We start from the raw sequence: 25195 nt of genomic DNA, 5'->3' as shown, positions 1-25195 counted from the left end.
ATTTTTGATTTCTATTGAATTTTTACGATTTTGCCAGAGGAAAAACATGCCTTTTACAATTGGTGGCGAATGGATCCCTGAGCCAATGCCAGCCATTAAATCTAAACTTCCTATAAAAGTTATCAAAGAAAAAAGAGGATCTTCTATTGTGACTATTATTTTAAATCTTCCATTACAAACTGAAGAGTTAAAATTTTTATGTTCAACGCTTAAACAAAAATTTGGGTGTGGTGGTGCTGTTAAATCTAATCAAATTGAATTGCAAGGAGATAATGTGCAAAGAGTCAAAGATCATCTCAAGCAAAAAAAGAGTTAAAAACAATAAAAAAATAAATACCTTTTTTTCCGAGTTTGATGTTTAAATAAATTTTATGAGAATACACTAAAAATAAAATCACTAAAACTTTGTGAAAACCACAGTTCTTGTTATTAATAAAACGAGGGAATGAAATGAAAAAACCAACTTCCTGGCTGTTAATCGCCAATAGTAGCTCAGCTAAAATTTATGAAATTGAAACAATTCGTTCATTAGCTATTGTAGAGACTTTTGAACACCCTGAAAGCCGGTTGCATAATCGTGATCTTGTTTCAGATAAACCTGGCCGCGATTTTGAAAGTTTTGATCAGACTCGGCATAGCATGGAGCCTCATACAACGCCAAAACAAAATGAATTTAATATTTTTGCTAAACAACTAGCAAGTTATCTAGAAACTGCATGTAATGATGGGAAATTTAAAAAACTGTACATTTCTGCTTCTCCTTCTTTATTGGGGTTATTGCGGCAATTTCTGCATACATCAACGGCAAAATTGGTTTGCGGAGAACTTAATAAAGATATGACGCATATGGCTCCCGATGAAATAATGACTCATCTTCCTTTTTTTAATTAAATATTCGAAAAGCAATGAAAAATGATCAATTATTTTTGGAGCGAGTTAAGAGAAAGTGGAATTCACGTTCGAGATCAGTGGCAGTTTGAGCTAAAATCAGAATTTATGATTAATCAGACGCTGGTCAAAAATATTTATAAACAAGAATTTTATTTTTTTATTCCCAGTCCTTTACAAATTAATTCAGAGACCCTCACTAAGGCTCAATTTTTCTCTGATCAAACAAATTTGATTCGTTATAAAACGCCTCGGATGAGTTTATCTGAATTAATCGATCTTTCATATTCTTCCTCACCTCTTAATCGCTTACAACTAATTATCGAAGCTAATTTAACAAATCAAAAAAGTATTATCGATGAATTGCAACTATTTGCAAATATTTTCAAAACAGCTTTGAGGGATCGAATTTTTCACATTTCACAAAGCTTAGAAAAAATGGAAAATCAAACGATGATTCTTTATTCTTCCATCATCGAAGAGCTTACTAAACAAGTTCAACAAGTCACATTTCACTATCGTGAAATACAAAAGAAACTCTTACACAATTCCTCTTCTCAAATTAATTATGCTTGTAAGTATGTAGATGAATTTATCAGTCACACAATTGATGAATATTTTCTTATTCTTCTTAAACAATTTACTCAAAATGATAAAATTGACATTCATATAAAAAAAGAATTGGCTAGACATATAGCAAAAGAAAAAGAGTATAGAAGAGAATGCAAATTAGAATCGAAGTCAAATGATGAGCAAAATAATGAATCCATTTTATATCGGCAAGGATTGCTCAATCGATTTATGCTTGAATCACTCATGCTAAAAAGTTATCGAGCTTCTCTTGAAGAAAAGCATGGAAACATTTTAGGTGGTGTAGCTGCAGGAATTGCTATGTTTGTCTATATGATTTTATTTGCTTGGAAAATTTCCGTTTTTGTCATCAATTCTTTCCCTTTTATTATGTTTGCCGTATTTTTTTATATTTTAAAAGATCGTATCAAAGAAGGACTAAAAAAAATTTATTATAAAAAGGCTTCTCGGTGGTTTCCTGATTATTCGACAGAAATTAAAACACAAAATGAAAAAAAAATCGGCCATTTAACAGAAAATTTTGCTTTTATTGAACCATCTCAATTACCTCCCGATTTTTTGGAAATTCGGAATCATCATTTTCACGAAGAACTTCAAGCTTTAAATCGACATGAATCTATTCTTCATTACAAAAGAGAAGTCTCTCTCTATTATCAACCCAGCCATTTACAAAGAAGAAGAAAAGAGTTAACAACCATCTTTAGACTCAATATTCAACGATTTGTGCAAAAAGCTAGTAATGCGTTGCAGCCAAACTTGACTCTTAACCTTTCTACTGAAGAAATTCAAGAGCGGTTATTACCTAAAGTTTATCATCTCAATATTATTATTCGAAATACCTATCAACAACCTGATTTCACTTATAAAAGTGAGATAGAAACTTTTCGTGTTGTTGTGGATAAGATCGGTATTAAACGAGTCGAACAAATTAACCAAAATTAATCCATGCGTAAAGAGCCTCTTAATTTATCTCATCAAACTCTTTTAACGCAAAAATTTCGGCAGATGAGATTAGTAATTTCTGAATATTCTTTCGCAAATCTTTATTTGTTTAGAAAACAACATGAATACGAAGTTATTTTTGGAGAAGATATTTACATAAAAGGAATTGATCGAGGAAAACTCCCTTTTATAATGCTGACTTCAATCCCTCATCCCAAAGTTTCATCTGAAATTATTTTTTTCTTAAATACAGGCTATTTCTTATTTCCCATTCCAGAAGAATGGAATCTTTTATTTGACTTTCCATTGAATTTTAGCTTTGAAGATGCAGACTCTGATTATTTATTTAAAGTTGAAAAACTAGCTTTTTTTTCAGGAAGGCACCTAAGCAAAAAAAGAAATTTAGTCAAGCAACTATTCGATCGATATCAACTTAAAACGGCCCAACTAACACAAAAAAACAAAAGCGATGCTTTAAAAATTTTAATCGATTGGCAAGATAAACAAACTCAACAGGAACAGACAGACTATTTTTCGTGTCTAGAAGCTATTAAATTGCTAGAATGTTTAAATTTAGAAGGAGTTATCATTTATATAGATGGCAAACCTGCTGGTTTTACTATTGGAGAATATCTCACACCAACCTGTTTTGTGATTCATTTTGCTAAAGGGGATGCTAACATTCATGGCCTTTATCAATATCTTTATCAATATCAAGCCCAAATACTATCTAAACAAATAGAGTGGATCAATCTAGAACAAGATCTCGGATTACCTTTTTTAAGGCAGGCTAAACATTCCTATGTGCCAGACCGAATGATCCTTAAACAACGCGCTAGGGATAAGAATAAAGAAGCCTAGTCAGTTTTTTTAAATCCTATCGATAAAGAATGACAAGGAATGTTAAACAAATCCTTGTCACTCATCAAAATAAATTAAAAAAACTTTTTCGAGTTGCTCATACCTAAAATCAGTGAGCCAGCTATAGTGCTCACAAAATAGATAGGTAGAGACAAAGGAATTTGTGCATAATATCTATAAGCCCACATACCACCAAGCCAAGTCACAGCACCAGTTAAGCAAGCAACAAGGTCATTAACAGATTTTTGGGTCTTTGTTTCCGAAGGTAAAATCTTTTGAGCAATTCCTGCAATAGCATCAATTATTATAAGGTTTATAATACTTACAGTAGCGACAGAAGTTGCAGCTATATAAGGATTTTTCAAGTAAGGTTGAGCTCGGTTCACTTCTCTCTGAGCATAATTCACTCCTGATTTAATAACTCTAACTGCATGTCCAGCTAAATTTCCAAAGATTTCTTTTGTTTGGTGAGCTGCGTGAGCGGCATAAGCGACACCAGAAAGAATACCGTTCTTGATCATTGCATAATCAATCTTCTGATACATAAAAGTTCCAATTGTTAAAGTTTAAGGTTATTACTTAATATAAAGTCAAAAATTTTGTTTTAATTAACAAATAAATGCCAATTGTCGCTGCACTCACAGCCGTGCTAACTAAAGGTGAAAGAGGTAGCCTTAAAGCTTGAAAAACAGCATAATTCAATCCAATGATCATCCCACCAAGTATTGGAAAAGTTAAGAAAGCTACCATATTTTTTTCTGTTTCCATCAATCGATCAGGATAAAATTGGCTAAATTTTGAAATCGATCGAGAAACAAATAACACCAATTCTGTTGTAGCGATACTTGTAATAATAGTTGCTAAAATAGGCAAGTAATTATTTCGCGTATATTTTGAAGTTTGGCTTACAAAAGAAATTAAATGACCTTTAAAAAAAGTTTGGTGTTTTGTGCGATCTTTTAAAGAATTTTGACAAAATCCATTGAGAAAATCAAAACTAATATTAAAATTCATGATTAACTCTGTCTAAATTCTGCACGTAAAATATGAAAACCAATTTGCGCACAAAAAGTTGCTATACCCAAAAGAGCATACCTTGAAGTAGATATATTGGGCTTTAAAATGCACCTAAAAGTTGTATGCAAACCTACTAATGACGCACCAGTAAATACTAAAAAGGCTATATCTTTTTTGTCTTTTTGATCTTTAGTAAGATTTTCTTCTCTAATGCGAGTCTCCTGTAATTTATCATATAGTAAATCTATAGCTTTGAGAACAATCTGAAGTAAAACCACATTTGTAATAATGACTACAGGATAGGCATAATGAGGATTTTGAAGTTTTGCTGAGCTAAAAGCCACAATTTTCCTAGTTTTGTCCTGTATAATTGCAGGGCTTTTACGAGCAAGATTTAACCCTTTTGCCGATAGACTTTTCGCTATGTCCAAGCCTTTGAAGGTGTATTTCTTAAGAAGATTTAAATTTTTTTCGGCATATTTTCTTGCAATTCTCAAGCCTTTTTCTATGCTTTCTTGAAATATATTAAAAATTTTCTTAAAAAATTCATTCGAACCTTTAAAAAATTTGATCCCATAATTTTTAGTACTTCCTACTACTTGGCCAGCTTGTTTAGAAAAGTGCTTACAATAGTCAACAGCTTGGTTTTTAATTATTTCAAAATTAATGCTCATCGTTTTTTCCTTTAAATTAAAGCTGTCATAAAATCTAACTTATTGTTTAAATTAGTTTCAAGAAAATAATCCACTTTCTAATGATTGATATAGAAGTTTTATAATTATCATTGCTTTTTTCATTCTTTAAATATAATTTAAACTGGAAATTGTCTATACTTATTTAAATTTAGTTAAATCTACCCATTAAAAAGTTGAAAATGATAAATATCTATTTATATATTTAATCACCCATTTCAGAAACTGTCGCTAACGTTAAATTATTTTTCCGCTTCTGAAAAAAATAAATGGGAATTCCAGGTAGGAGCGCCCCTAGGCCCCAATATAACTGAGAAGAAGAAGCTTGAAATAACATCCAAATAAGACCAATCAAAGATAACGAAGGAATAATAACCAGAGATATTTTTTTTAACATTTTTAATGTTGTCCTATTGCGATAATAAAGGACAAAAACAGCTAAACATGTCGCTCCATACTGTACAAATCGAGAGACAACGCTGATCACAGCTAGCTGAGTAAAACTGCCAGACAAAGCAGCAATGGTAGTCAAACTTGCTGTCAAAAGGATAGCTACTACGGGAACACCGGCTTTATTATTTTTGGCGATCCATCTGGGAACCAAGCCATCTTCTGCTAAAGCCGCGCCACTCCTTGGAGTAATAAAAGAAGCTGTAAGATTCACACCCCCAATCGAAATAATCATACCTAAAGTTACAATCCATCTCCCAGCGGACCCAATCATTTGCTCAGTCGCATCAGCTAAAGGAATAGAACTTTCAGCCAACTGAGGTCCTAATATCTCCATGGCAATTATTTGAATTAAAAAATATAGAAACGAGCAAAAGCTAATAACAGCCATCACCGCTATTGGTAAGTTACGGTGAGGATTTTTTATTTCTCCTGCAGCAATAACAAGAGTTTCAAACCCTCCAAAAGCATAAAAAATAACTATAGCGGCATTTCCAAAAGAAATAGAATCTAAATGAGATAATGACACATCAATCGCTTGAAAGTTCCCCTTAGTATAAAAAAAACCAATCAAAACAAAAAATAGAAGAGGTAATACTTTTGCTATCGTCACGACGTTGTTGATATTTTTAAGTTTTTCAGTTCCTCCCATATTAAATAAAATAAGAAGAGCTAAAAAAATTAAGATCAAAAATCCCCTTAAAGGCTCTGTCAATGCATTTGGCCAAATAGAACTCAAAGCTGTAACAAAACCTACAATAAGCGAAGCCCAAGCCATCGCTCCAGCAATCCATCGCATAAAGCCTATTTCAAATCCTATAAAGTCACCAAAAGCTTCTTTAGCATATAAATAAGCACCTCCATTGCGATCGAATAGAGCTGCACATTGCGCAAAGCACCAAGCAATTGACAAAATAAGTAGAGAAACAAAGACATAAACATACAGACTAGATGCACCGGTTAATTCAGAAACTTTTCCAGGAAGAAGAAAGATTCCCGATCCTAAAATCATATTGATCCCAAGCAAAATTGCGCTCATGAGCCCCATTTTATTTGTTGCCATCGTTTTCTCCCTATTGACTAGCTTTGACTAAACCCTCAAAGAGCTTTCGCGTTTCTTCTTGTTTATCGGCCATTAATTCTGGGTGCCATTGTACACCAATAATAAAAGAACTGTCTTCCTTTTCAATTCCTTCAATGATGCCGTCTCCTGCTACTGCATTAATTCGAAAACCCGGAGCGACCTTTTTTACCGATTGATGATGAAAACTATTGATAGTGGTATGGCTAACTTCCATGGTTTTTTTTAGAATTGAATGTTCCAAAATCTTAATTTCATGAGCTGCTACATGTACCTGAGCTTGTTGAATGTGTTGATAAACTTGATTTGAGTGTAAAGAAACATCTTGATAAAGAGTTCCGCCAAAAGCAACATTTAAAAGCTGAGCTCCTCGGCAAATACCTAATATAGGTTTTCGGCTTTGATGAGCGAGCTGAACTAATTGAATTTCGTGTAAATCTCTCTCTGGGCATAAATCTTGTAATAAAGGATGAGGTTCTTCTTTATAAAAATGAGGATGTACATCACAACCCCCTGAAAGTAATAAACCATCAATCAATTCCATTTGTTGCTCAATTTGTTCCTGATCTGACAAAATTGGTAATACAATTGGAGTTCCACCAGCAATTAAAATGGATCGAATATAATCTTGCCCTACAATTATACGCTCTCGCCCTCTAAAACACCCATTATCAATCATTAATAAACTAGTTGAAATTCCAATGATTGGTTTTTTAGTTGCAGATTTTCGCATAATTTTTGACCGATAAGTTTGTTTTATAAAGTTTATTTCTTTTAGCATTAAAGCGTTTTAACAAAACATTTACATATTGTTGTAGAAAAAAAATTATTGTGAAGGGCAAGGAGAACTAGGACAACACCCAGCGTAGAGTGGGGAACGCATTTGAATGAACCAGAGTCTATTTATAAAAAATAGATAAAAAATAGCAATTTTCATTTATATTCTTTTTTTAAATTATGAATATTGTATACTATTATTGTTTTTTTTGCAAATATTTATTATTATTTAGTAAAGTTAAACAGAAATGATAGTTAAATCTATTTTTAACTAGTTAAATCTACAAATTTAAAAATAATTAAATTCTTATGAAGCACTCCTCCTTATTACCTTGGTATAAAAAAGGACTTCACTTTAGTTGCACAGAGTGCGGAAAATGTTGCACTGGGGTACCTGGTTTTGTGCTTATCAGTGAGCAAGAAATCCAAGAGATGGCACATTTTTTAGAAATTTCAGTCAAAGATTTTAAAAAATTGTATATCAAAAAAAGAAATAATCAAACTTTTTTAATTGAAAAAAAATCTCCTGAAGGCTATTCGTGTGTATTTTTTCGAGATAAAAAATGTAGTGTTTATTCAGCCAGACCGTCTCAATGCCGTTTATATCCTTTTTGGCCTGAAAATCTCCTTTCTCGACAAGCATGGGAGCAAGCAGCAAATTTTTGTGAAGGAATTACCTGTAAGGGGGCCGTATTCTCACAAGAAAAAATTGATGAAATGAAAGAGATTCAAATGCAGGCTAATGAGCATTATGTAGTGAATGAATGAGCCAAGCTATCTAAGTTATTTATGTCCTTGCTAAAATCAATTGAGCTTCTTTTTCATCGATGAGAACAAATTGATTGAGATCTTCCTTATAACAATAAACATCCGCGTGTGCAATATTAAACCACCACCCATGAATTCTTAATTCGTTTTTATCTAATCTTTCTCTAATAAAAGGATAACTTTTAATATGCTCTATTTGCTGAAGAACGTTAATTTGAGAAATTTGATTATGCTCAGATAAAGAAGGATTAATTGTCATTCCATTTCTCACTAAATTTAAAGAGTTTTCTCCATGCTTAAGCCAAGACTGTAAATGAGAACAGCAATTTCCTTGTATCCCTTCAATTAAAGCACGCATGGCGCCACATTCAGAATGGCCACAAACAATAATATCGGGAACATTAAGTGAAAAAATAGAAAATTCAATGGCAGCCAAAGCACTATTATCTGAATCTACGGAATAAGGAGGAATTAAATTTCCAATATTTCTAAGAACGAACAAATCACCAGGATTCGTGGAAGCAAATAGATTTGGGACAACCCTACTATCCGAACAAGCAATAAAGAGGACATCAGGTGTTTGACCAAGAGCCAAATTAGCAAAAAGATGACGACTTTCTTCAGTTAAACCTTGTCTAAAATCGGCAATACCTTGAATGAGTTTTTTCATAACCTATGAACTGGTTTAAATTTGAATCAAGGAAAGCTTAAAGCATTCCTTGAAAAAGGCCTATAAATTAAATCAATCAACCTTATTTTGAAATAATATTTAAAGCATGCATAAGAGCCCAAATATCTCCTATACGAATACTTGGATTCGTAAATAAAAGGTATGAAAGCTCACTTTTGGGATCAAATTTTTCCCAAAATTTCATTTTTCCATCTAAGTGAAAAAATCGGTTAGCGAACTTAAATGAAAGCTCAGCAATATATTTTGAAATAGAATTCAACCCTTCTAATTTTCCTAACTGTCCAGTCGTGACAGCCCCAAAAGTAACATAGTGACAATTTTCTTTAGCCAATGTATCAATAACAGTTGTTAAAAGAAACTCAGGAGTTCCATTAGCAGCACCAGGGATATGCATTAAACGATTAATCAACCATCCATTACGCGATTGAAGTTCATTGAGAACAACAACACCAGTAATCTTTTCTCCCTGCTTAGCGTAAAACCATCTTTTACCGGCTCGATTATCAAATAAATGTACGCGGGAGATATAAATTTGTGGACCTCGCCTTCCTTTAAGCCATTTTTGAGCGACATCTTCAATTTGAGCTTCAAGGCTGAGATTAGGGATAATGTATTCTTCCACAACCACGGCTTCTTTTTGGGCATGTCGAACTTTACGTCGAACTAAACTAGCATTAACTCCAGTTTTAGCTCTTGGGTCATCGTGAGGATCCATAAATAATTCATGTCCAAATTCTACTGAGGCATGGCAAACGTTTTCCATTGCCCATTTACAAAATTTTTCCGTTATAATGACATAAATAATGTTTTTATAGCCTTCTCGATGGCAAAAATCTGTAAAAGATTTGATTAATAAAGGGGTATCTTCCCATTGGCACACAGGATCTCCGTATACAATAGCTCGTGAATTCTCTAAACGATAACCAATTAATCCATCAATAAAAGGATCAGTAAAAATTTGGCATCGAGGATCTAAAATAGCTTCTGAACAAGATCCTCCAAAACGTCTAACTTGCATTAATGCATCAAATTGCGAATCTACATCTTGATCTAAAGTAGGCATGACGGCGGTCATTTCTTATCTCCTAAAATTTACTAAACTAAAATTTGAGTTTTTCTTATCAATAGTCAATCTGTGCTGATAAGTTGAGAGAAAGACGTATGGAAAATAGTGGTGGACTATTTGCTTAAAAACGGCTTTTCCTACTTTGTAGCAAAAAATCTGACATATACAGAAAAACTCAAAGTTTAAATTACTAAACGAATGCAGTTTTTTGTTTGTGAGTGGATAATAATTCTTGAATAATACTCAAACAAAACGCTGGCAAATCTTCTAATGTTCGGCTAGAAATAAAATGACGACGATTGACCAGGAATAACGAGCGCATCAAACTCATTTTCTTTAACAACTTGAAAACCGATATCAGATTTGCAAGGCATCCCATGCTTTCCTTTGCATATTTCATGACTTTTAGAACCAGCTAAAACAACTTTTGCTCCTTCTTTTAAACGATAGAGCGGATAATAAAGTTCCATCTCTTCATAAAAATTTTCCAAAAAAATTAGAAGGTGCTTATTGGGAAATTCCTTTGAGCCATGTTATTCCCCTTTAAGCGACCGTGATAGATTTATCTAAATAGACATCTTGAATCAAATTTAATAGTTCGATTCCTTCCTTTAAAGGTCTTTGGAAAGCTTTTCGCCCCGATATTAGGCCCATTCCGCCAGCACGTTTATTAATAATAGCTGTTTTAACAGCTTCTGTCATATCATTTTTACCAGCTTCTCCACCGGAATTAATCAATCCCATTCGTCCCATATAGCAGTTGGCAACTTGATACCTTGTTAGATCAATCGGATGGTCTGTTGTTAACTTTTGATAAACAAGCTCATTTGTTTTACCATAATGCGCCAGAGCTTTGAACCCTCCATTATTAGTTGCTTGTTTTTGTTTGATGATATCCGCCTCGATCGTAACTCCCAAATGATTAGCCTGCCCGGTTAAATCAGCACTGGTTGAATAATCTTTATCTTGCTTAAACGCATTATTGCGTAAATAACACCAAAGCATTGTCGCCATCCCCAGTTCATGCGCTTTTTGAAAAGCTTTAGACGTTTCTTGAATTTGGCGATGAGATTCTTCAGAACCAAAATAAATGGTTGCACCGATTGCAGCAGCCCCCATTTCCCACGCTTGTTCAACTTGACCAAAATAAATTTGATCAAATGTATTGGGATAACTTAATAATTCATTATGGTTGAGTTTCACGATAAAAGGGATTTTGTGAGCATAACGTCTGGCAACAGAACCAAGTGCACCTAAAGTAGAGGCGATTGCATTGCATCCCCCTTCAATGGCTAGCTTCACAATATTTTCTGGATCAAAATAATCAGGATTAATAGCAAAACTTGCTCCGGCTGAATGTTCAATTCCTTGATCAACAGGCAAAATAGAAAGATAACCCGTTTTGCTTAATCGCCCCTGATTAAAAATTTGAACTAAGTTACGAAGAACTGGCGTCTTTCGGTCTGTTAAATTCATGATCTCATCAATATAATAAGGACTTGGTAAATGAAGTTTATCTTTTGATATTGTTTTACATTCATGATCAAGTAAATAACTTGCATCGTTTCCAAGTAAATTTAAAATCGCTCGATTAGCCATAGAAATTACCTTTTTAGTAAACTATCTAGAATCATTTTTGTTTGTTCATAATTTTGATGTTGGATAGCCGTCATTCCGATGTGCTTCCCTATTTCTGTTAACAAGGGTCTGTCATCGATATAAATTACTTGCTCGGGTTTTACTTGAGCTAAATCCAATGCGAGTTGATAAATATCGCTGTCGGGTTTGCGTAGATGAACAAAGCCTGATACCACAAAAATATCGACAAACGCTTTCATTTTAAATTGATCGATTCGATTTTGCATCAATTCGCGGCCTTCATTACTTACGACAACAATCTGTAAATTCCAATCTTTTTTGATTTTTTTTATAAAATCAATCATTTCATCAAAAGGCTGAGATTGCTCGAACATAAATTTTTTAAAAGATTCAATAGAAAAAGAGCGTTCTTGATCAAATACCACACGTTTTAAATATTCATCTAATGAAATTTTACCAATTTCATACGTATCAAAAATTAAATTATGTCGTTTATTCATTTCTTCATAATTTAATTCAAAAATGTATGAAGCCTTTTCACGCATATGTCGATCCCATCCATTTGTCAAAAGGACGCCACCAACATCGATAAATAATGAAGTAAATAATTGTTTACTCATACCCCTCTCACCCAACGTTATTTTTTAAGACGTCTAAAATCACAGCTCCGGATCCAATAATTCCCACATTTTTACCAAGTAAAGCAGTTTTTATCTGTAATTTGCCTGTCGCCGCTTTTAAAGCAGTTTCTCGAATGCCTTTATCAATAAATGATAGGATTTCTGGAATGCCATCTAGAACCCCACCTCCTAAGATTAAACAAGCAGGATTAAAAGCATTCACAAGATTAACGCAACCTGCAATTAAGGCTTGCTTAACTTTTTCTAAAATCAATAGAGCTAGAGGGTCTCCACTGTGATATGCTTCAATAACAGCTTTAGCTGAAACATTTTCTAAATATCCACCTGCTTTTTCTAAAATGGATTGACCACTTTGGTTATCGGCAAGAATGAGCTCTTTGGCCTGTCTAGCAATTCCCCATCCTCCAGCAAAAGCTTCAAAACAACCATTGTTACCGCAGGTGCAACGAGGGCCATGAAAATCGATTGTCATATGGCCGACTTCTCCGAATGTATTATTATCCCCTTTTTGCATTTTTCCCTGGCAAACGATACCACTGCCAATTCCTGTTCCTACGAATAAACAAATAAGATCTTGATAATGTTTACCAGCTCCGTAAAGCCATTCTCCCCAAGTAATAGCGCGAACATCATTCACAACCTTAACTGGAATTCCAGCTTCTCTTTCCAGATTTTCGCGTAGTGTTACTTGATGCCAGCCTGGGAGATTTGGAGCAAAACGAACGACTCCTGTTTCTTCGTCAATTTGACCTGCTACCCCTATTCCAATTCCTTTAATCTCAACTTTTGTCCGATTTTTTAAATCCTGAATCGCTTGCATGATTTGTTTTTCTACACTAGCTGGTCCGTGTTTAGAATCCGTTTTAAGTCTCACACTATCAATCAATGTGCCGGAGACATTCAAAATTCCTATCCCAATTTTGGTTCCCCCTAAATCGATTCCAATGACACAATCTGTTTCTTTTAGCATATCTTTCGTACAGTTTTACAGTTTTTAAATTTGTAGCTTATGTTGGTAAGAAAATTAGCAAATAACATAAGGGGAACAATTTTGCTTGGTAATCCCTTAAAAAAAGATATATATAATTAAATTGTTTTTAGCGACAACAAATCCTGCCTTAAGGGAAGATTAAATGACATTGATAGTTGAGAAATCTAGCGTAAAAAGACTAAAGTTAAATTTAAAAAATCAATTTTAAGAAAAAGATGATTAAAAATAGATTGGTAAAAATGATGCTTTCTCACTATTAAAAGAATTTAATGCCCTCAATTATAGGTTTAAAAAAACATACAAGGTGAATAAATGGCCAAATTAATAAATATCTTTTCATTTTGCTAAAACTTATAACCTATCCCTAGCCCTAATTTATTTCCGCCGAGATTTACTTGTGTTTTGAAACAATTAGGTTGATAAAGATAATCAAAAAACATATTTAAGAAAAAACAGGCATTGATATCATAATAAAAGCCTGTTTTAAATACTCCTCCAAAGACAAAATATGTTTTATTGTTATGAATCCCAAAAAATCGATTTTCTAATTTGACAATTCCAAAACTCGGTCCTAATCCAACATAGAAAGATAAATTTCTTGGCAAAATATAAGTGTATTGCATGCCAAAGCTCATGTTAACAATTGATATCCTTGTAAAATCATGTAAGTAAAAAGAATGGCCTTTTTTGGACATTCCATCGACATTGATCCATGCTTGAAAATATTTAGGAAAAAAAACGGTGACTTGTCCTTCATACCCTCCCATACAATTTCCATAAATGCGACGAAAACGTTTAGAAGCTGGAAAAAATAATTGACTTTTTGCCTCTGTTTTGATCTCTAAGCTTGCTGCTACATCAGTTAAATTTAATAAAATAAGTAAGAAAGTGCTTAAAAACGCAAATGTTGGATAAGGAATAAAATTATTTGAGAATTTTTTCCAACAATCCTCTAAGATGAATGATTTTTCTAATCCAAAAGTTGCATTGACAAATTCTTTCATTAACATTTTCCTTTAACGATGTTTCTTGATGGGAAAAACCTTTGTGCTAATAGGTGAAGATTTTACTCCTTTTTTGTTAACCGAGACAATATAGTAAGTATAAGCTTTGTTTTTCTTGCGATTGCCATCTTCAAATTGAAAGGGACATTGGTTAGGAATTTTTCCAATGCACCGTTTTAATTGAGCATCTCGATAAATTTCATAAAAGACAATATTGGCATTCTCTTGAGGAGGAATCCAGTATAAAACGTTCACTAAATGATCTTTATCGACGAATTGGTTAACAATTTGACAGCCATAAAAATTCTGGGGTGGTTGGGGAATAGTATCTCTCGTCACCACCTGTATCAATGTTTGTGAAGTGGAAGTAGCAAAATTCAAATCTGAATTGTAAACGGCAATAATTGAATGGGATCCTGGAGCTAAATTGATGACTTCTAAAGTTGCCATTCCTTCATTTAATGCTGACGTACCTAAAGGAACGGATCCATCATAAAAAGTCACTGTTCCTGTTGGAGTTCCTGAACCAGAGGTAACAGTAGATGTAAATGTCACAGGTTGTTTATAAGCTGAAGGATTGATAGAAGAAACCACTTTGACATTCGTCCCAACTTTATTCACACATTGAACAAGTGTATCTGTCGAAGAGGAATAACTAGCGTCTCCAGAATATAAGGCAACTAATGTAATTTCGCCACTTGGGAGCGTTGTCGTCGAATAAGAGGCTTGTCCATTCACAAGATTCAACGTTGTTAATGGGACAGAGCCAAAATACAACGTTATAATTCCAGTTGGTGTACCCGAACTTGCGATAGGGGCAACAGTTATTGTAAAGTCAACATTTTGACCGAAATTAGAAGGATTCGGTGCAGAGTTCAAATTAGTCACTGTTGTGACTGTAATATTTGTTTGATTAACAGTTTGGGCAACTGATGGAGATGTCGAAGCATTGAAATTTGCATCCCCATTATAAATGGCTTTAATCGTATGATTTCCAAGCGCTAATAAATTTGTCGAATAGATAGCCAAGCCATTATAAACTGGTACCGTTCCAAGTAATGTTGTTTGATTATCATAAAAAGAGACATTCCCACTTGCAATTCCGATCGGCGTAGTCACAGTAGCAAAAAGAGTGACATTTTCTCCTGAGCGGGATGGATTGGGAGAGGTTGTCAAAATATCAATTGAGGAATTAGCTTTGTTCACATTTTGCATCAAAATAGAAGAGGTCGATGTGGCAAAATGACTATCTCCACTATAAACAGCAGTTAGGGAGTGTGAATTAACAGAAAGATTAGAAACTGCCAAAGTAGCAACTCCTAAGTTGTCTACTGTCGCTGTTCCAATCACTGTTGTGCCATCCAAAATTGTCACAGAACCTGAAGGGGATCCAGATCCTGTGATTAAACTGACATTGGCAGTGAATATTACCGATTGCCCATATGTAGAGGGGCTAGCTGAAGTAGAAAGTGTTGTGGCTGTTGTTCCTTGATTAACCTGTTCAGAAAGAGGGGAAGAAACCGATGCCGCAAAGTTACCATCTCCTACATAAACAGCTGTAATCGCGTGAGTATTCACAGAAAGCATAGAAGTTGTAAAGTTGGCAACTCCCCCTACCAAAGTAACATTTCCAAGAACAACATTTCCATCTCTAAAAATGACTGTTCCTGTCGGTGTACCCGTTCCGAGCATAGGCGCCACAGTAGCGCTAAAATTAATAGAGTTTCCAAAAACAGAAGGATTAGTCGATGAATTTAGTAAAACTGTCGTAGCAGCTGCTTTCACAATTTGAGTCAAAAGAGCCGATGTCGAAGCGGCAAAATTTCCATCTCCGTTATAAGTCGCGGTTAAATCATGAGATCCCACAGTTAAATTAGACATATTTAATGTTGCCCTGCCTTCAGATATATTCACTGTCCCAAGCATGAGTGAACCATCTTTAAATGTGACGGTTCCCGTCGGTGCAACAGGGGCAGTACCTGCTGGAATTGTTGCTATTAACGTATCGGTTTGACTAAATTCAGAAGGGTTAATAGAGGAAGTAAGTGTAATTAATGAACTCGATTTGTTAACAATTTGATTGAGATTTGAGGATGTGGAACCTTCAAAACTTGTGTTTCCACTGTAGACAGCTGTTAAAGTATGTGTTCCCACCCCTAAATCAGAAACACTGAATGTGGCTTGATCATTACTAATTGTCCCAGTTCCTAATACACTTGAACCATTTTTAAAAGTTACGGTTCCTGTTAAGGTTCCATTTCCGCCTGTTGCACTTACGTTTGCAGTTAGAGTGATTACATCTCCAAATTGTGAAGGATTACTAGAAGAGGATAGAATCGTCTTAGTTGTGCCTGGTTCGACAATTTGGTTTAAATTTGGTGAAGTTGAGTTTCCAAAACTGGAATTTCCATTATAGGTTGCTTTTAGTGTATGTGCACCTACCGATAAATTAGAAATAGTAATCGAAGCAATACCGTTTGATACTCCACTTGTTCCTAAAACAACACTTCCTTCATTAAATGTCACTGTACCAGATACGACTCCAGAACCCGCTAGTACAGTAACATTGGCTGTTAAAGTAATCGTTTGTCCAAATACTGAAGGAATCATAGAAGAAGATAATGCTATGCTTGTTGTTGCCGCAATAATATTTTGAGATAAAACAGGCGATGTTGAAGCAGCGAAATTTGCATCTCCTTGATACAATGCTTTAATCTGATGGGTTCCTAACGTTAATGAAGAGGTAGACAATATTGCTACTCCTGCTCCATTCAGTGCTTGTACCCCAATTAGAGAGGACCCATCAAAAAAAGCAACATTGCCTGTGGGGGTGCCAAATGGAGAGGTTAATGTGGCTGTCAATGTGATTGTTTCTCCCACGTGGGAAGAGTTGAGAGAAGAAGTGAGGCTTGTGACTGTACTAGCTTGCAAAACTGTTTGAGATAAAGTCATAGAAGATTGAGCGTGATTAGAATCTCCCGCATATTTAATCGCAATCGGCAATGTCCCTGCAGGAAGCGTCGTAGTTAAAAAAGTAATTTTTCCTGTTGAATCTAAAGTTCCTGTTCCAATGACTGTTGAACCATAAGTAGCAGTTACGATACCTGTTGGAGTAAACACATCTGTATTAATAGGCTCTACTGTGACATCAATTGTTACTAAATTTCCGATTGTAGAAGGATTAGATGAAGAAGTTGCTGTTGTTCTCGTGGAAACTTGTAAAATAGTTTGATCCAATATGGAAGAGATTGACGAATTAAAATTGGCATCTCCATTATAAACTGCCGTAATGGAATAGGGCGTGTTATTTGCAGATAACATTGGCGTCGCAAAAGAAGCAATCCCTCCCCCATTTAAAGAAACAGTTCCAAGAATTGTCGAGCCATTTTTAAACGTAACAGTTCCTGTAGGAATTCCGCTACCTGGATTAATTGGACCAACGGTGGCTATAAAATCAATCGGTTCTCCATAAATTGAAATACTTTGAGAAGAGCTAACAACGGTTGTTGTTGGAGTTTTATTCACAACTTGATTTAAAGCAGCAGAAGTCGAAGCAGCAAAATTCCCACTTCCTAAATATTTTAAGGTTACTGAGTGACTTCCCACATTTAAATTAGGTCTTGTGATAGCAGCCCTTCCTGTACTATCCAGCGTAGCCACACCGAGTTCTGTGGTTCCATCATAAAATGTCACTTGACCCGTAGGAATCCCTGCTGTTGAATTCACTTTTCCACTTAATGTAAGTGATTGCCCAAATACAGAAGGATTATTAGACGAAGTCAGAGTAGCCATTGTTGTCGTGGCGGCTGTAACAGTATGAGTTGCTAATCCTTGCGATTCTGTAAATTTCGCATCTCCGGTATAAATAACGGTTACCGTTGGCGTTCCAGTTGGTAATATGGTTGTAGAAAAGGAAGCAATCCCATTGTTCAGAGTCGCTGTTCCTAATGAAACTGACCCGTAATATCCCGTTACAGTTCCAGTTGGGATTCCCCCACCCGGACTCACCGAAGCAACAGTCACATTAACTGTGACAGAGCTATTAAAAGCAGAAGCATTGAAAGGAGAGAAGCCAACTGTTGTCGTTGTTGCTGATTTATTAACAACTTGTGTTAAAGCTGAAGAAGTTGCTGTTAAAAAGTTACTACTTCCTGAATATAACGCTGTAATACTATTTGAACCAACATTCAAGATAGAGGTTGAAAACGTGGCAACACCGTTGTTGAGAGTTGCTTGTCCTAAATTTGTCGTCCCTGATAAGAATGTAATCGTTCCGGTTGGAACACTAATGAGCCCTGCTGAACTTACGGAAGCATTAAATGTCACTAGCTGACCATACAAAGATGGGTTTGTAAATGAAGTCAAAGCAACATTGACGGGTGCTTTATTAACAATTTGCTGTCTAGAAGGAAAGTTTTTAGCAATAAAATTAATATCTCCATTATACCGAGCATTAAAAATGGCTACACCAGCTTGGACATTATTTGCATCAATTCTTGCGGTGCCTTGAATAATTGGGGCTGTTCCAATTAAAGTACTTCCATTATAAAAAGTGACTGTACCAGTTGGGGATCCCGTTGTGAAAGAATCTACGGTTGCTGTTAATGCGATGGTATTACCATAGATTGACGGAGAGGGAGATGCTGTCAAAATCGTATCTAAATCCACAGCCGTGATTGTATGACTTAAAGTAGCAGATGAAGGTGAATAACAAGGGTTTTCAACCGAGCAACAGCTGGGATCATAGATCGCTGTAAAATCGTGTGTTCCTGTCGGGAGGCTATCTGTCGTAAATACTGCCTCTCCACTTTCGTCAAATTCAATGGTTGCTAATTCCCCAGATTGATCAGAAAAAATCACAGAACCTGTTGGTAGCCCATCTAAACCATCGACTGTAGCTACAAATGTCAAAGTTTGTCCATAAGGAGTGCTTGAAAGATTGGGAATAACAGAAAGAGTAGTTAACGTCGTATTTGGATTCACTTGTTGCGTAATTGTATTTGAAATGGAGAAAGCATAGTTAGAATCGCTATTGTAAGTAGCTGTTAATTGATGAGTTCCCACACTTAAATTAGAGATAGGAAGCACAGCAACTCCATTCGCATTCAAAATTGACGTTCCAATAGCGATTTCCCCATTAAAAAATGTCATCGTACCTGTCGGAGTATAATATCCTTGAGTAGCAACGACAGTTGCTGTTAATTCAATCATTTCACAGAAATAAGAGGGATTTGGACTAGCTGTTAAAACTGTTTTTGTTGTTAACATATCCGTCTGTTGGACTTGTTGAACGATAGAATTAGAGGTTGATGTAGCAAATATTGTTTGATCACCGCTATACACAGCAGAGATGGGGTGGGGTCCGAAGTGAAGATTATCAGGCATAAATGAAGCTACCCCTGTCAATGGATCGACAAGAATAGGAGGTGAAATAGCGATTCCTCCTTCATAAAAGACCACCGTACCAGTAAATGATGGAATAGGCATTGGAGAACCAGTTGCTGTTATGGTCGCTGTCAATGTGGCATTAGCTTGTTCAGAATGATTGGGTAAGGTAACTAATACTGTTGAAGTATCATAAGGAACAACATATTGGTTATAAGTGCTCGAATTCGATGTGATAAAGTTTATGTCTCCGCTATATGATGCAGTAATGAGGTGTAACCCTAAAGTATTAAGCCGATTGGCAGGTTCAATACAAGTTGCTATTCCATTGGCATTAATTGTTCCTGTTCCAAAAGCCACTCCATTATCATAAAATATGACTGTTCCTGTTGGAATACCTGTTAACGCAGTTACCTCAGCGCTGTAAGTCACTGTTTGATTGATAGGTGAAGAATTCCTAAAAGATGTGAGTTTGATTTTTGTTGGTAGCTGGTTGATAACAGTCTGTTTGAAAGTATTAGAAGTCGAAGATATAAAGTTAAAGTCGCCATTAAAAGTAGCCGTTAAAGAGTGATCGCCGGGATAAAGTTTAATGGTTGAAAAAGTGGCAACACCATTGGCATTTAATGTTCCTGTTCCTAATACTTTGGATCCTTCTTTAAAAGTCACTGTTCCTGTTGAAATTCCTGAACCCGGCGCATTAGCGGTCACTGTCGCACTTAAGGTAATCTCATCTCCAAAATTTGAAGGGTTTAAATTTGATGCCAAAGTTGTCGTTGTCGTATCTTTCACAACAATTTGATTGATTAAGGGGGCTAAGGAACCAGTAAAATCCCCATCCCCCAAATAAGCCGACCCAATCCGGTGTGTCCCTAAGCTTAGGCTAGAAATTTGAAGTGTTGCTTGACTTTGATTAGCTCCGCTAGCTGCTAAAGTCCCCGATCCAATTAAATTAATTCCATCATAAAATTCTACCTTTCCTGTGGGATTTCCCATGCCCGGAATATGAGAATTCACAGTTGCTGTAAACTTGATTAATTCTCCAAAAACTGAAGGGGTATGAGATGTTGCCGTTGTGATTGTTGTCGCTGTAAAAATAATCGTTTGCGTCATAGACGATGAATTGGAAGGATTATAATTTACATCTCCACTGTATTTTGCACTTAAAGTATGGGGCCCAATAGAGAGATTTGAAATTGTTAATGTTGCAAAAGCTACGTTTGACGAAAGTTTAGTTATGGGAACAGCACCTAAAAGCGTGGAGCCATCGTAAAATGAAAGAGTCCCCGAAGGAGTGAGAGGAGGTGTCGCAACAGAACCGACCACATTAGCTTGTAATGTTATCGGTTGACCAAACTGAGAAGCATTAGGAGAGTTAGAAAAAATTAATGTGTTAGTATTAGCTAAAATAACTGTTTGATCTAATGTCATCGAAGTCACAGCAATAAAATTTGTATCTCCTGGATAGGAAGCAGTGATAGAATGGTTTCCTCCATTCAGATTTGGTGTTGTAAAGGTGGCTTGACTTTTATTAGCACCAGTCTGCACAAGAGTTCCTGTTCCAATCGATGTATTACCATCATAGAAGGTAATTGTTCCTGAGGGTAAGCCAAGTGTTGTTGGTGAGGAAATGGAGGCTGTAAAAGTGATTTCTTCAGCATAATTGGAAGGATTTAGTGTGGAAGTCAGGGATATGACAGGAGTTGCTCGGTTAACTTGTTGAGAAATGACTGACGAAGTAGAAGTAGAAAAATTCAAATCTCCACTATAAACTGCTGTGATGGAATGAGCGCCGACTGCTAAATTCGCGATTGTTAGAGACGCATTTGAGTCCGTGATATTTGCAGTTCCAAGGGTAGAATTTCCGTCTTTAAAAGTAAAATATCCAGTCGGGGTTCCAACCCCTGTTGCAACAGCGATGGAGGCAGTCAATATCGTCGGTTGCCCATAGGTCGTGGGATTAGTCAAAGAAACAATGTTAGAAGTTGTTGTTCCTTTGTTTACTATCTGAGTCAAAGCTGTTGAAGTAGAAGTGTTAAAATTGCTGTCTCCTCCATATACTGCTGTCAATGAATGAGACCCCACTGATAGATTGGAAACGTTTAAAGTGGCAATACCTGCATTTACATTTCCCGTTCCAATGATTGTTGACCCATCTTTAAATGTCACAGCTCCTGTTAAGGTTCCAGCCCCGTCATTGATATTAACTGTGGCTGTTAAGGTTGTTGAATTGCCAAATATTGTCGGGTTAATAGAGGAGGTTAGCACGGTCATCGTGGTTCCTTTAGTCACAGTTTGCGTAACTAAGCTCGATGTAGAACCTGCAAACTTGGCATCCCCGCTATAAATTGCTGTTAAAGAATGAGTTCCTACTCCTAAATCAGAAATGGAAAGATTAGCTGTACTACTAGAAGTTAGAGTTACAATTCCTAAAACTGTATTGTTATCTTTAAATGTAATTGTTCCTGTTGGAGTTTCATTAATTTGAGTATTAGACAATGTTACTGTGGCGGTTAATTGGATTGTCTCTCCAAAATAAGAAGGATTAATATTAGTTGTAAGATTTGTTATGCTAGGTGCTGGATTAACAATAAAAGTGTTTGTTGCAGATGAATCCGAAGAGGGTTCATAGTTACTATCTCCACTATAAACAGCTTTAAACTGATAATTCCCTGTTGAAGTGGGATAATAGGGGTCTGAAATCGCAACTGCTGTATTATTTAACCCTGCCAATAGTGCTATCGGTGAACCAACTTGCGTACTTTCTACAAAAAATGTCACAGTTCCAGTTGGTGTTCCCCCTGTAAAAGATCCATTTACAGTAGCACTATCAAATACGGTATGTCCATAGAAAATGGTTGTTTGGGAGGGTTGTCCGTGAGTTATAGAAGACTCTGCAACAAAATCAGAATCTGCTGTATTTTTAGCCGCTTGCTGTTTTTTGCTTATTTTTTCTAAACCTTCATTTTTTGAAGAAGGGATGTCAAAACTTTTCTTAGTGGATGAAGTTAAAAAAGGATTTCCAATTAAATATTCGAGATAAGGGGCAATAAAATCATTTTCAACTTTTTGAGTTATAGTAAGAGTTGCGGTGAAATGGCCCGTATTGTCATAAACATGTTCAATGATGGGTTGACTGGAAACAGCTTTTAATCCATCTCCAAATTCCCATTCATAACTGACCTCACCTGAATGTATTAAAATTGTTTCGGAAGCATCAAAAACTGTGGGTAGTCCAGACTTTGCCTCCTTTACACTAAATCTAGCTACTATTCCTTGTTTATCATCAAAATTAATATTTTGAATGCTTTGTCTAACAGAAATGAGCGGCTCTAGCGCTCCAGTCAAGAGATTGACAGGAATGATTTGATCGGCAGATTCTTTAAGAATATAAATGTGATTTTCGTTGGGGTGAATCACAAAAGAATTTGTTTTTTTTTGTAAAATACCTGAATCATTTTTAAGCGAAATATGAGTGATTGCTTGTGTTTGTGCATCAACAATTGATAATTGATGATTGTTCTCTTGCAGTGCGTAAATTTTTTGCCCATCATTTGTAATCGTTAAACTTTCTATGTTATGATCTAAAAGCGCAAAAGACGTAGTTTCTAAAGAAGCTAAATGAATACTTTTAATTTCATTTTGATTTTTTAAGCTCACGTATAAGCGTTGGTTTTTACTATCGAAAGCGATACTGGATGGATTTATTTTTAAATTTACAACCTTTGTCAATTGACCATTCAATAGATTTAAACAATCAATGTCGTTACTATCCTCATAACTGAGATAAGCAACTTTTTTATCTGCCGGAACGATAAATTTAGCGGGAATTTGGTTTAAACTCCCCACTTCTCGAACCATTTTTGTCTTTAAATGAAAACATTTGATTTGTTTTAAATCTTCTTCAACAAAATAAACTTCATTGGTTGCCGCATGTATAGCTAAAATTTTAGTTGCCGGCTCAATGATAATTGGCACCCCTTCACGTCCATTGCTTAAGTTAATAGGAATAATTTCATTAGATTTTTCTGCCATTAAATAGGCAATTAAATCTGGTTGTCTACAACTAGTTACAGAGGTAAAAGTTTTTGCAGCGATAAAATCGTTATTCCCAAATAGATGAAAAATGGAAAAGAAAAAAGAAAACAGCAGAAAAATTTTAATTAAACGCATGTTCACTCCTTGAGTGTGCCCAAAAATAGTGTGCTCAAAAAATTGGGACTATATAACATTAGCTTTAATTCAGTAATTTTTTTTTGATTTTACTCATATAATTAAACTTAACCATCTAAAAAGCAAGAGCATAAACTCTTTCATTTCTTTTAATTTAAAACAAATATTAATTAGTTTAAGGTAATAAAAAATTAACGGGACAGAAAATTAAAGTTTGGATAAACAAAAGTTTTATCTCTTAATAACCTTTAAAATTCGAATTCGTAAAAAATTTAGATTTTATTAAAACGTTTAGAGGAGACAACATGCTTGAATTTATTCAAAAAAATCGGACTCTTTTAATAATTGAAGGATTTTTATTTGCCCTTCTAGGCATAATAGCAATCGCATTGCCAGGGATTTCAACTTTAAGTACAGAATTGTTTATAGGGTGGTTTATTTTGTTAGGTGGTGTTATCCAAACCTATCGAGCATTTCAATCCTATCGTGAAAAAGGATTTTGGGCTTCCTTCGTTGTGAGTTTAATGTATCTTCTATTTGGAATTTTACTACTTATTGATCCTTCCGCTGGTGTCATTTCGTTAACAATACTATTAATGCTCTTTTTCATTTTTGAAGGTGTTGCCAAAATCATCATGGGATTTCAACTGAAATCTACTAACAGCTGGATATGGTTTATCTTTAGCGGAGTTTTATCATTAATGATGGCTGGAATCATTTGGATGGGCTGGCCAGAGACAGCATTTTGGGTACTTGGCCTTTTGGTCGGAATCAATTTACTATTTTTTGGATTATCGCTTACATTTTTAGCTTTAGGAATAACTAAAATTGATCAGGAACAATTAAAATAAGTTGTGTTTAAATAGTAAGTAATCATTCTAATTTTTGAATCTCTAATTTTAAACGCGTCTCCAAACAGATGTTATTTATTCCAAAACGTCTCTTTAGCCGAATATATTCGATTAGAAGAAGGATTGTGATCGGATCCAATCCTTTTTCTTTAAGGCGTAGAGTGTTTAGAGGAACAGTCTGAAAACTTTTCAAAAAGCTTATCAAAGCTAAAACTCTTTATTGCCATTTCTTTCGCTTGAACTTAGAGGATAGATAGTAAAAGATTCTTGAAAAAAGAATAGGAGATATATAATAATCTAATAATCTGTTACAGCCAATCAGGTAAATTGTTTTGTTTTTAGATGGTAAAGAAAATTAATATAAAATGTTTCAACATGAGGAAAAGGAAAGGGTAAATCCATTAAATTGTTACAAATATGGCACTAACTTTTTTTTAACAAGATTAGCTTCAAATTCTTGTAATTTGTCATATGCAAAAATGTGTAAGATTTTAGTACTTGAAAAATTTAGATTTAAATTTTCACGATTTTTTAGCTTCCAAAACTTAGCTTGTGGAGTCCCCACAAAATTTTCAAATGTCTGACACTAGTTAATTCAACAATAGTTTAGAAATTTTACAGCTCAATTTATCAATTTTAGTAGATGGATAAATAAATCAATAAAATCAAATAATTAATGTAAGTTGCAAATAACTAAGTTAAAATAAAATTTAGATGTAAATAAAAA

At 34.9% G+C, this 25195-nt stretch carries 19 protein-coding genes; 6 read left to right on the top strand and 13 right to left on the bottom strand.

Translation table 11 applies throughout. From position 1 onward, the window contains the following. Nucleotides 1–46 precede the first annotated feature (46 nt). From TY19_RS00575 to TY19_RS00560, 4 genes are all read left to right on the top strand, one after another. Nucleotides 47–316, top strand: coding sequence for a translation initiation factor (locus tag TY19_RS00575; RefSeq protein ID WP_052354695.1), 270 nt, complete (start codon nt 47–49; stop codon nt 314–316). A 134-nt stretch (nt 317–450) separates the two neighbouring features. Then, nucleotides 451–891 (top strand): host attachment protein, encoded by a 441-nt coding sequence (locus TY19_RS00570; RefSeq protein ID WP_042278894.1) that lies wholly within the window; start codon nt 451–453, stop codon nt 889–891. A 21-nt stretch (nt 892–912) separates the two neighbouring features. Further along, nucleotides 913–2421, top strand: a complete 1509-nt coding sequence (locus TY19_RS00565; protein WP_042278892.1) for a hypothetical protein — start codon at nt 913–915, stop codon at nt 2419–2421. A 3-nt stretch (nt 2422–2424) separates the two neighbouring features. Continuing rightward, entirely contained in the window at nt 2425–3282 is an 858-nt protein-coding gene (locus TY19_RS00560) for a DUF2156 domain-containing protein (RefSeq protein ID WP_042278890.1), read from the top strand. Between the two features lie 74 nt (nt 3283–3356). Here the strand turns inward: TY19_RS00560 and TY19_RS00555 are convergent, their stop codons facing one another. The 5 genes from TY19_RS00555 to TY19_RS00535 all read right to left on the bottom strand — a co-directional run bounded on the left by TY19_RS00555 (nt 3357) and on the right by TY19_RS00535 (nt 7255). Further along, nucleotides 3357–3827, bottom strand: a complete 471-nt coding sequence (locus TY19_RS00555; RefSeq protein ID WP_042278888.1) for a hypothetical protein — start codon at nt 3825–3827, stop codon at nt 3357–3359. 34 nt (nt 3828–3861) lie between these two features. Next, complete coding sequence (locus tag TY19_RS00550) at nt 3862–4296, bottom strand: hypothetical protein (RefSeq protein WP_042278887.1); 435 nt, start codon at nt 4294–4296, stop codon at nt 3862–3864. A 2-nt stretch (nt 4297–4298) separates the two neighbouring features. Continuing rightward, nucleotides 4299–4973 carry a hypothetical protein gene (locus tag TY19_RS00545; protein ID WP_042278885.1) on the bottom strand — a complete coding sequence of 225 codons (675 nt, stop codon included), beginning with the start codon at nt 4971–4973 and terminating at the stop codon, nt 4299–4301. Between the two features lie 223 nt (nt 4974–5196). Further along, on the bottom strand, nt 5197–6504 hold the full coding sequence (locus TY19_RS00540) for an APC family permease (RefSeq protein ID WP_042278883.1): 1308 nt from the start codon (nt 6502–6504) through the stop codon (nt 5197–5199). Between the two features lie 10 nt (nt 6505–6514). Beyond that, nucleotides 6515–7255: a gamma-glutamyl-gamma-aminobutyrate hydrolase family protein gene (locus tag TY19_RS00535; protein ID WP_042278881.1), complete on the bottom strand. Its 741-nt coding sequence runs from the start codon at nt 7253–7255 to the stop codon at nt 6515–6517. 353 nt (nt 7256–7608) lie between these two features. Here TY19_RS00535 and TY19_RS00530 point away from each other — a divergent pair, with 353 nt between their 5' ends. Further along, on the top strand, nt 7609–8067 hold the full coding sequence (locus tag TY19_RS00530; protein ID WP_042278879.1) for a YkgJ family cysteine cluster protein: 459 nt from the start codon (nt 7609–7611) through the stop codon (nt 8065–8067). A 19-nt stretch (nt 8068–8086) separates the two neighbouring features. Here TY19_RS00530 and TY19_RS00525 read toward each other — a convergent pair whose 3' ends face one another. The 8 genes from TY19_RS00525 to TY19_RS13905 form a co-directional block, all read right to left on the bottom strand. Beyond that, nucleotides 8087–8737, bottom strand: a complete 651-nt coding sequence (locus tag TY19_RS00525; RefSeq protein WP_042278877.1) for a carbonic anhydrase — start codon at nt 8735–8737, stop codon at nt 8087–8089. A gap of 82 nt (nt 8738–8819) precedes the next feature. Continuing rightward, on the bottom strand, nt 8820–9833 hold the full coding sequence (locus TY19_RS00520; protein WP_042278875.1) for a phosphatidylglycerol lysyltransferase domain-containing protein: 1014 nt from the start codon (nt 9831–9833) through the stop codon (nt 8820–8822). 269 nt (nt 9834–10102) lie between these two features. Further along, nucleotides 10103–10321, bottom strand: coding sequence for a DJ-1/PfpI family protein (locus tag TY19_RS00515; protein ID WP_338140279.1), 219 nt, complete (start codon nt 10319–10321; stop codon nt 10103–10105). A 46-nt stretch (nt 10322–10367) separates the two neighbouring features. Then, on the bottom strand, nt 10368–11423 hold the full coding sequence (locus TY19_RS00510; RefSeq protein ID WP_042278873.1) for a class I fructose-bisphosphate aldolase: 1056 nt from the start codon (nt 11421–11423) through the stop codon (nt 10368–10370). Nucleotides 11424–11428: 5 nt separating this feature from the next. Further along, nucleotides 11429–12043, bottom strand: a complete 615-nt coding sequence (locus TY19_RS00505) for an HAD-IA family hydrolase (RefSeq protein ID WP_042278871.1) — start codon at nt 12041–12043, stop codon at nt 11429–11431. Between the two features lie 7 nt (nt 12044–12050). After that, the gene (locus TY19_RS00500) at nt 12051–13034 is read right to left on the bottom strand and encodes an ROK family protein (RefSeq protein WP_042278869.1); all 984 of its coding nucleotides are present in this window, start codon (nt 13032–13034) and stop codon (nt 12051–12053) included. 365 nt (nt 13035–13399) lie between these two features. Then, nucleotides 13400–14059, bottom strand: a complete 660-nt coding sequence (locus TY19_RS00495; protein WP_042278867.1) for an outer membrane beta-barrel protein — start codon at nt 14057–14059, stop codon at nt 13400–13402. 12 nt (nt 14060–14071) lie between these two features. Continuing rightward, nucleotides 14072–23617: an Ig-like domain repeat protein gene (locus tag TY19_RS13905; protein ID WP_042278865.1), complete on the bottom strand. Its 9546-nt coding sequence runs from the start codon at nt 23615–23617 to the stop codon at nt 14072–14074. A 305-nt stretch (nt 23618–23922) separates the two neighbouring features. Between TY19_RS13905 and TY19_RS00485 the strand changes: the two genes are divergently transcribed. After that, nucleotides 23923–24468 (top strand): HdeD family acid-resistance protein, encoded by a 546-nt coding sequence (locus TY19_RS00485; protein ID WP_042278862.1) that lies wholly within the window; start codon nt 23923–23925, stop codon nt 24466–24468. Nucleotides 24469–25195 lie beyond the last annotated feature (727 nt).

The organism is Candidatus Protochlamydia sp. R18, assembly GCF_000648255.1.
Lineage (GTDB): Bacteria > Chlamydiota > Chlamydiia > Chlamydiales > Parachlamydiaceae > Protochlamydia > Protochlamydia amoebophila.
The sequence above is the reverse complement of the archived record's forward strand: the minus strand, read 5'-3'. Positions and strand labels throughout refer to the sequence as shown.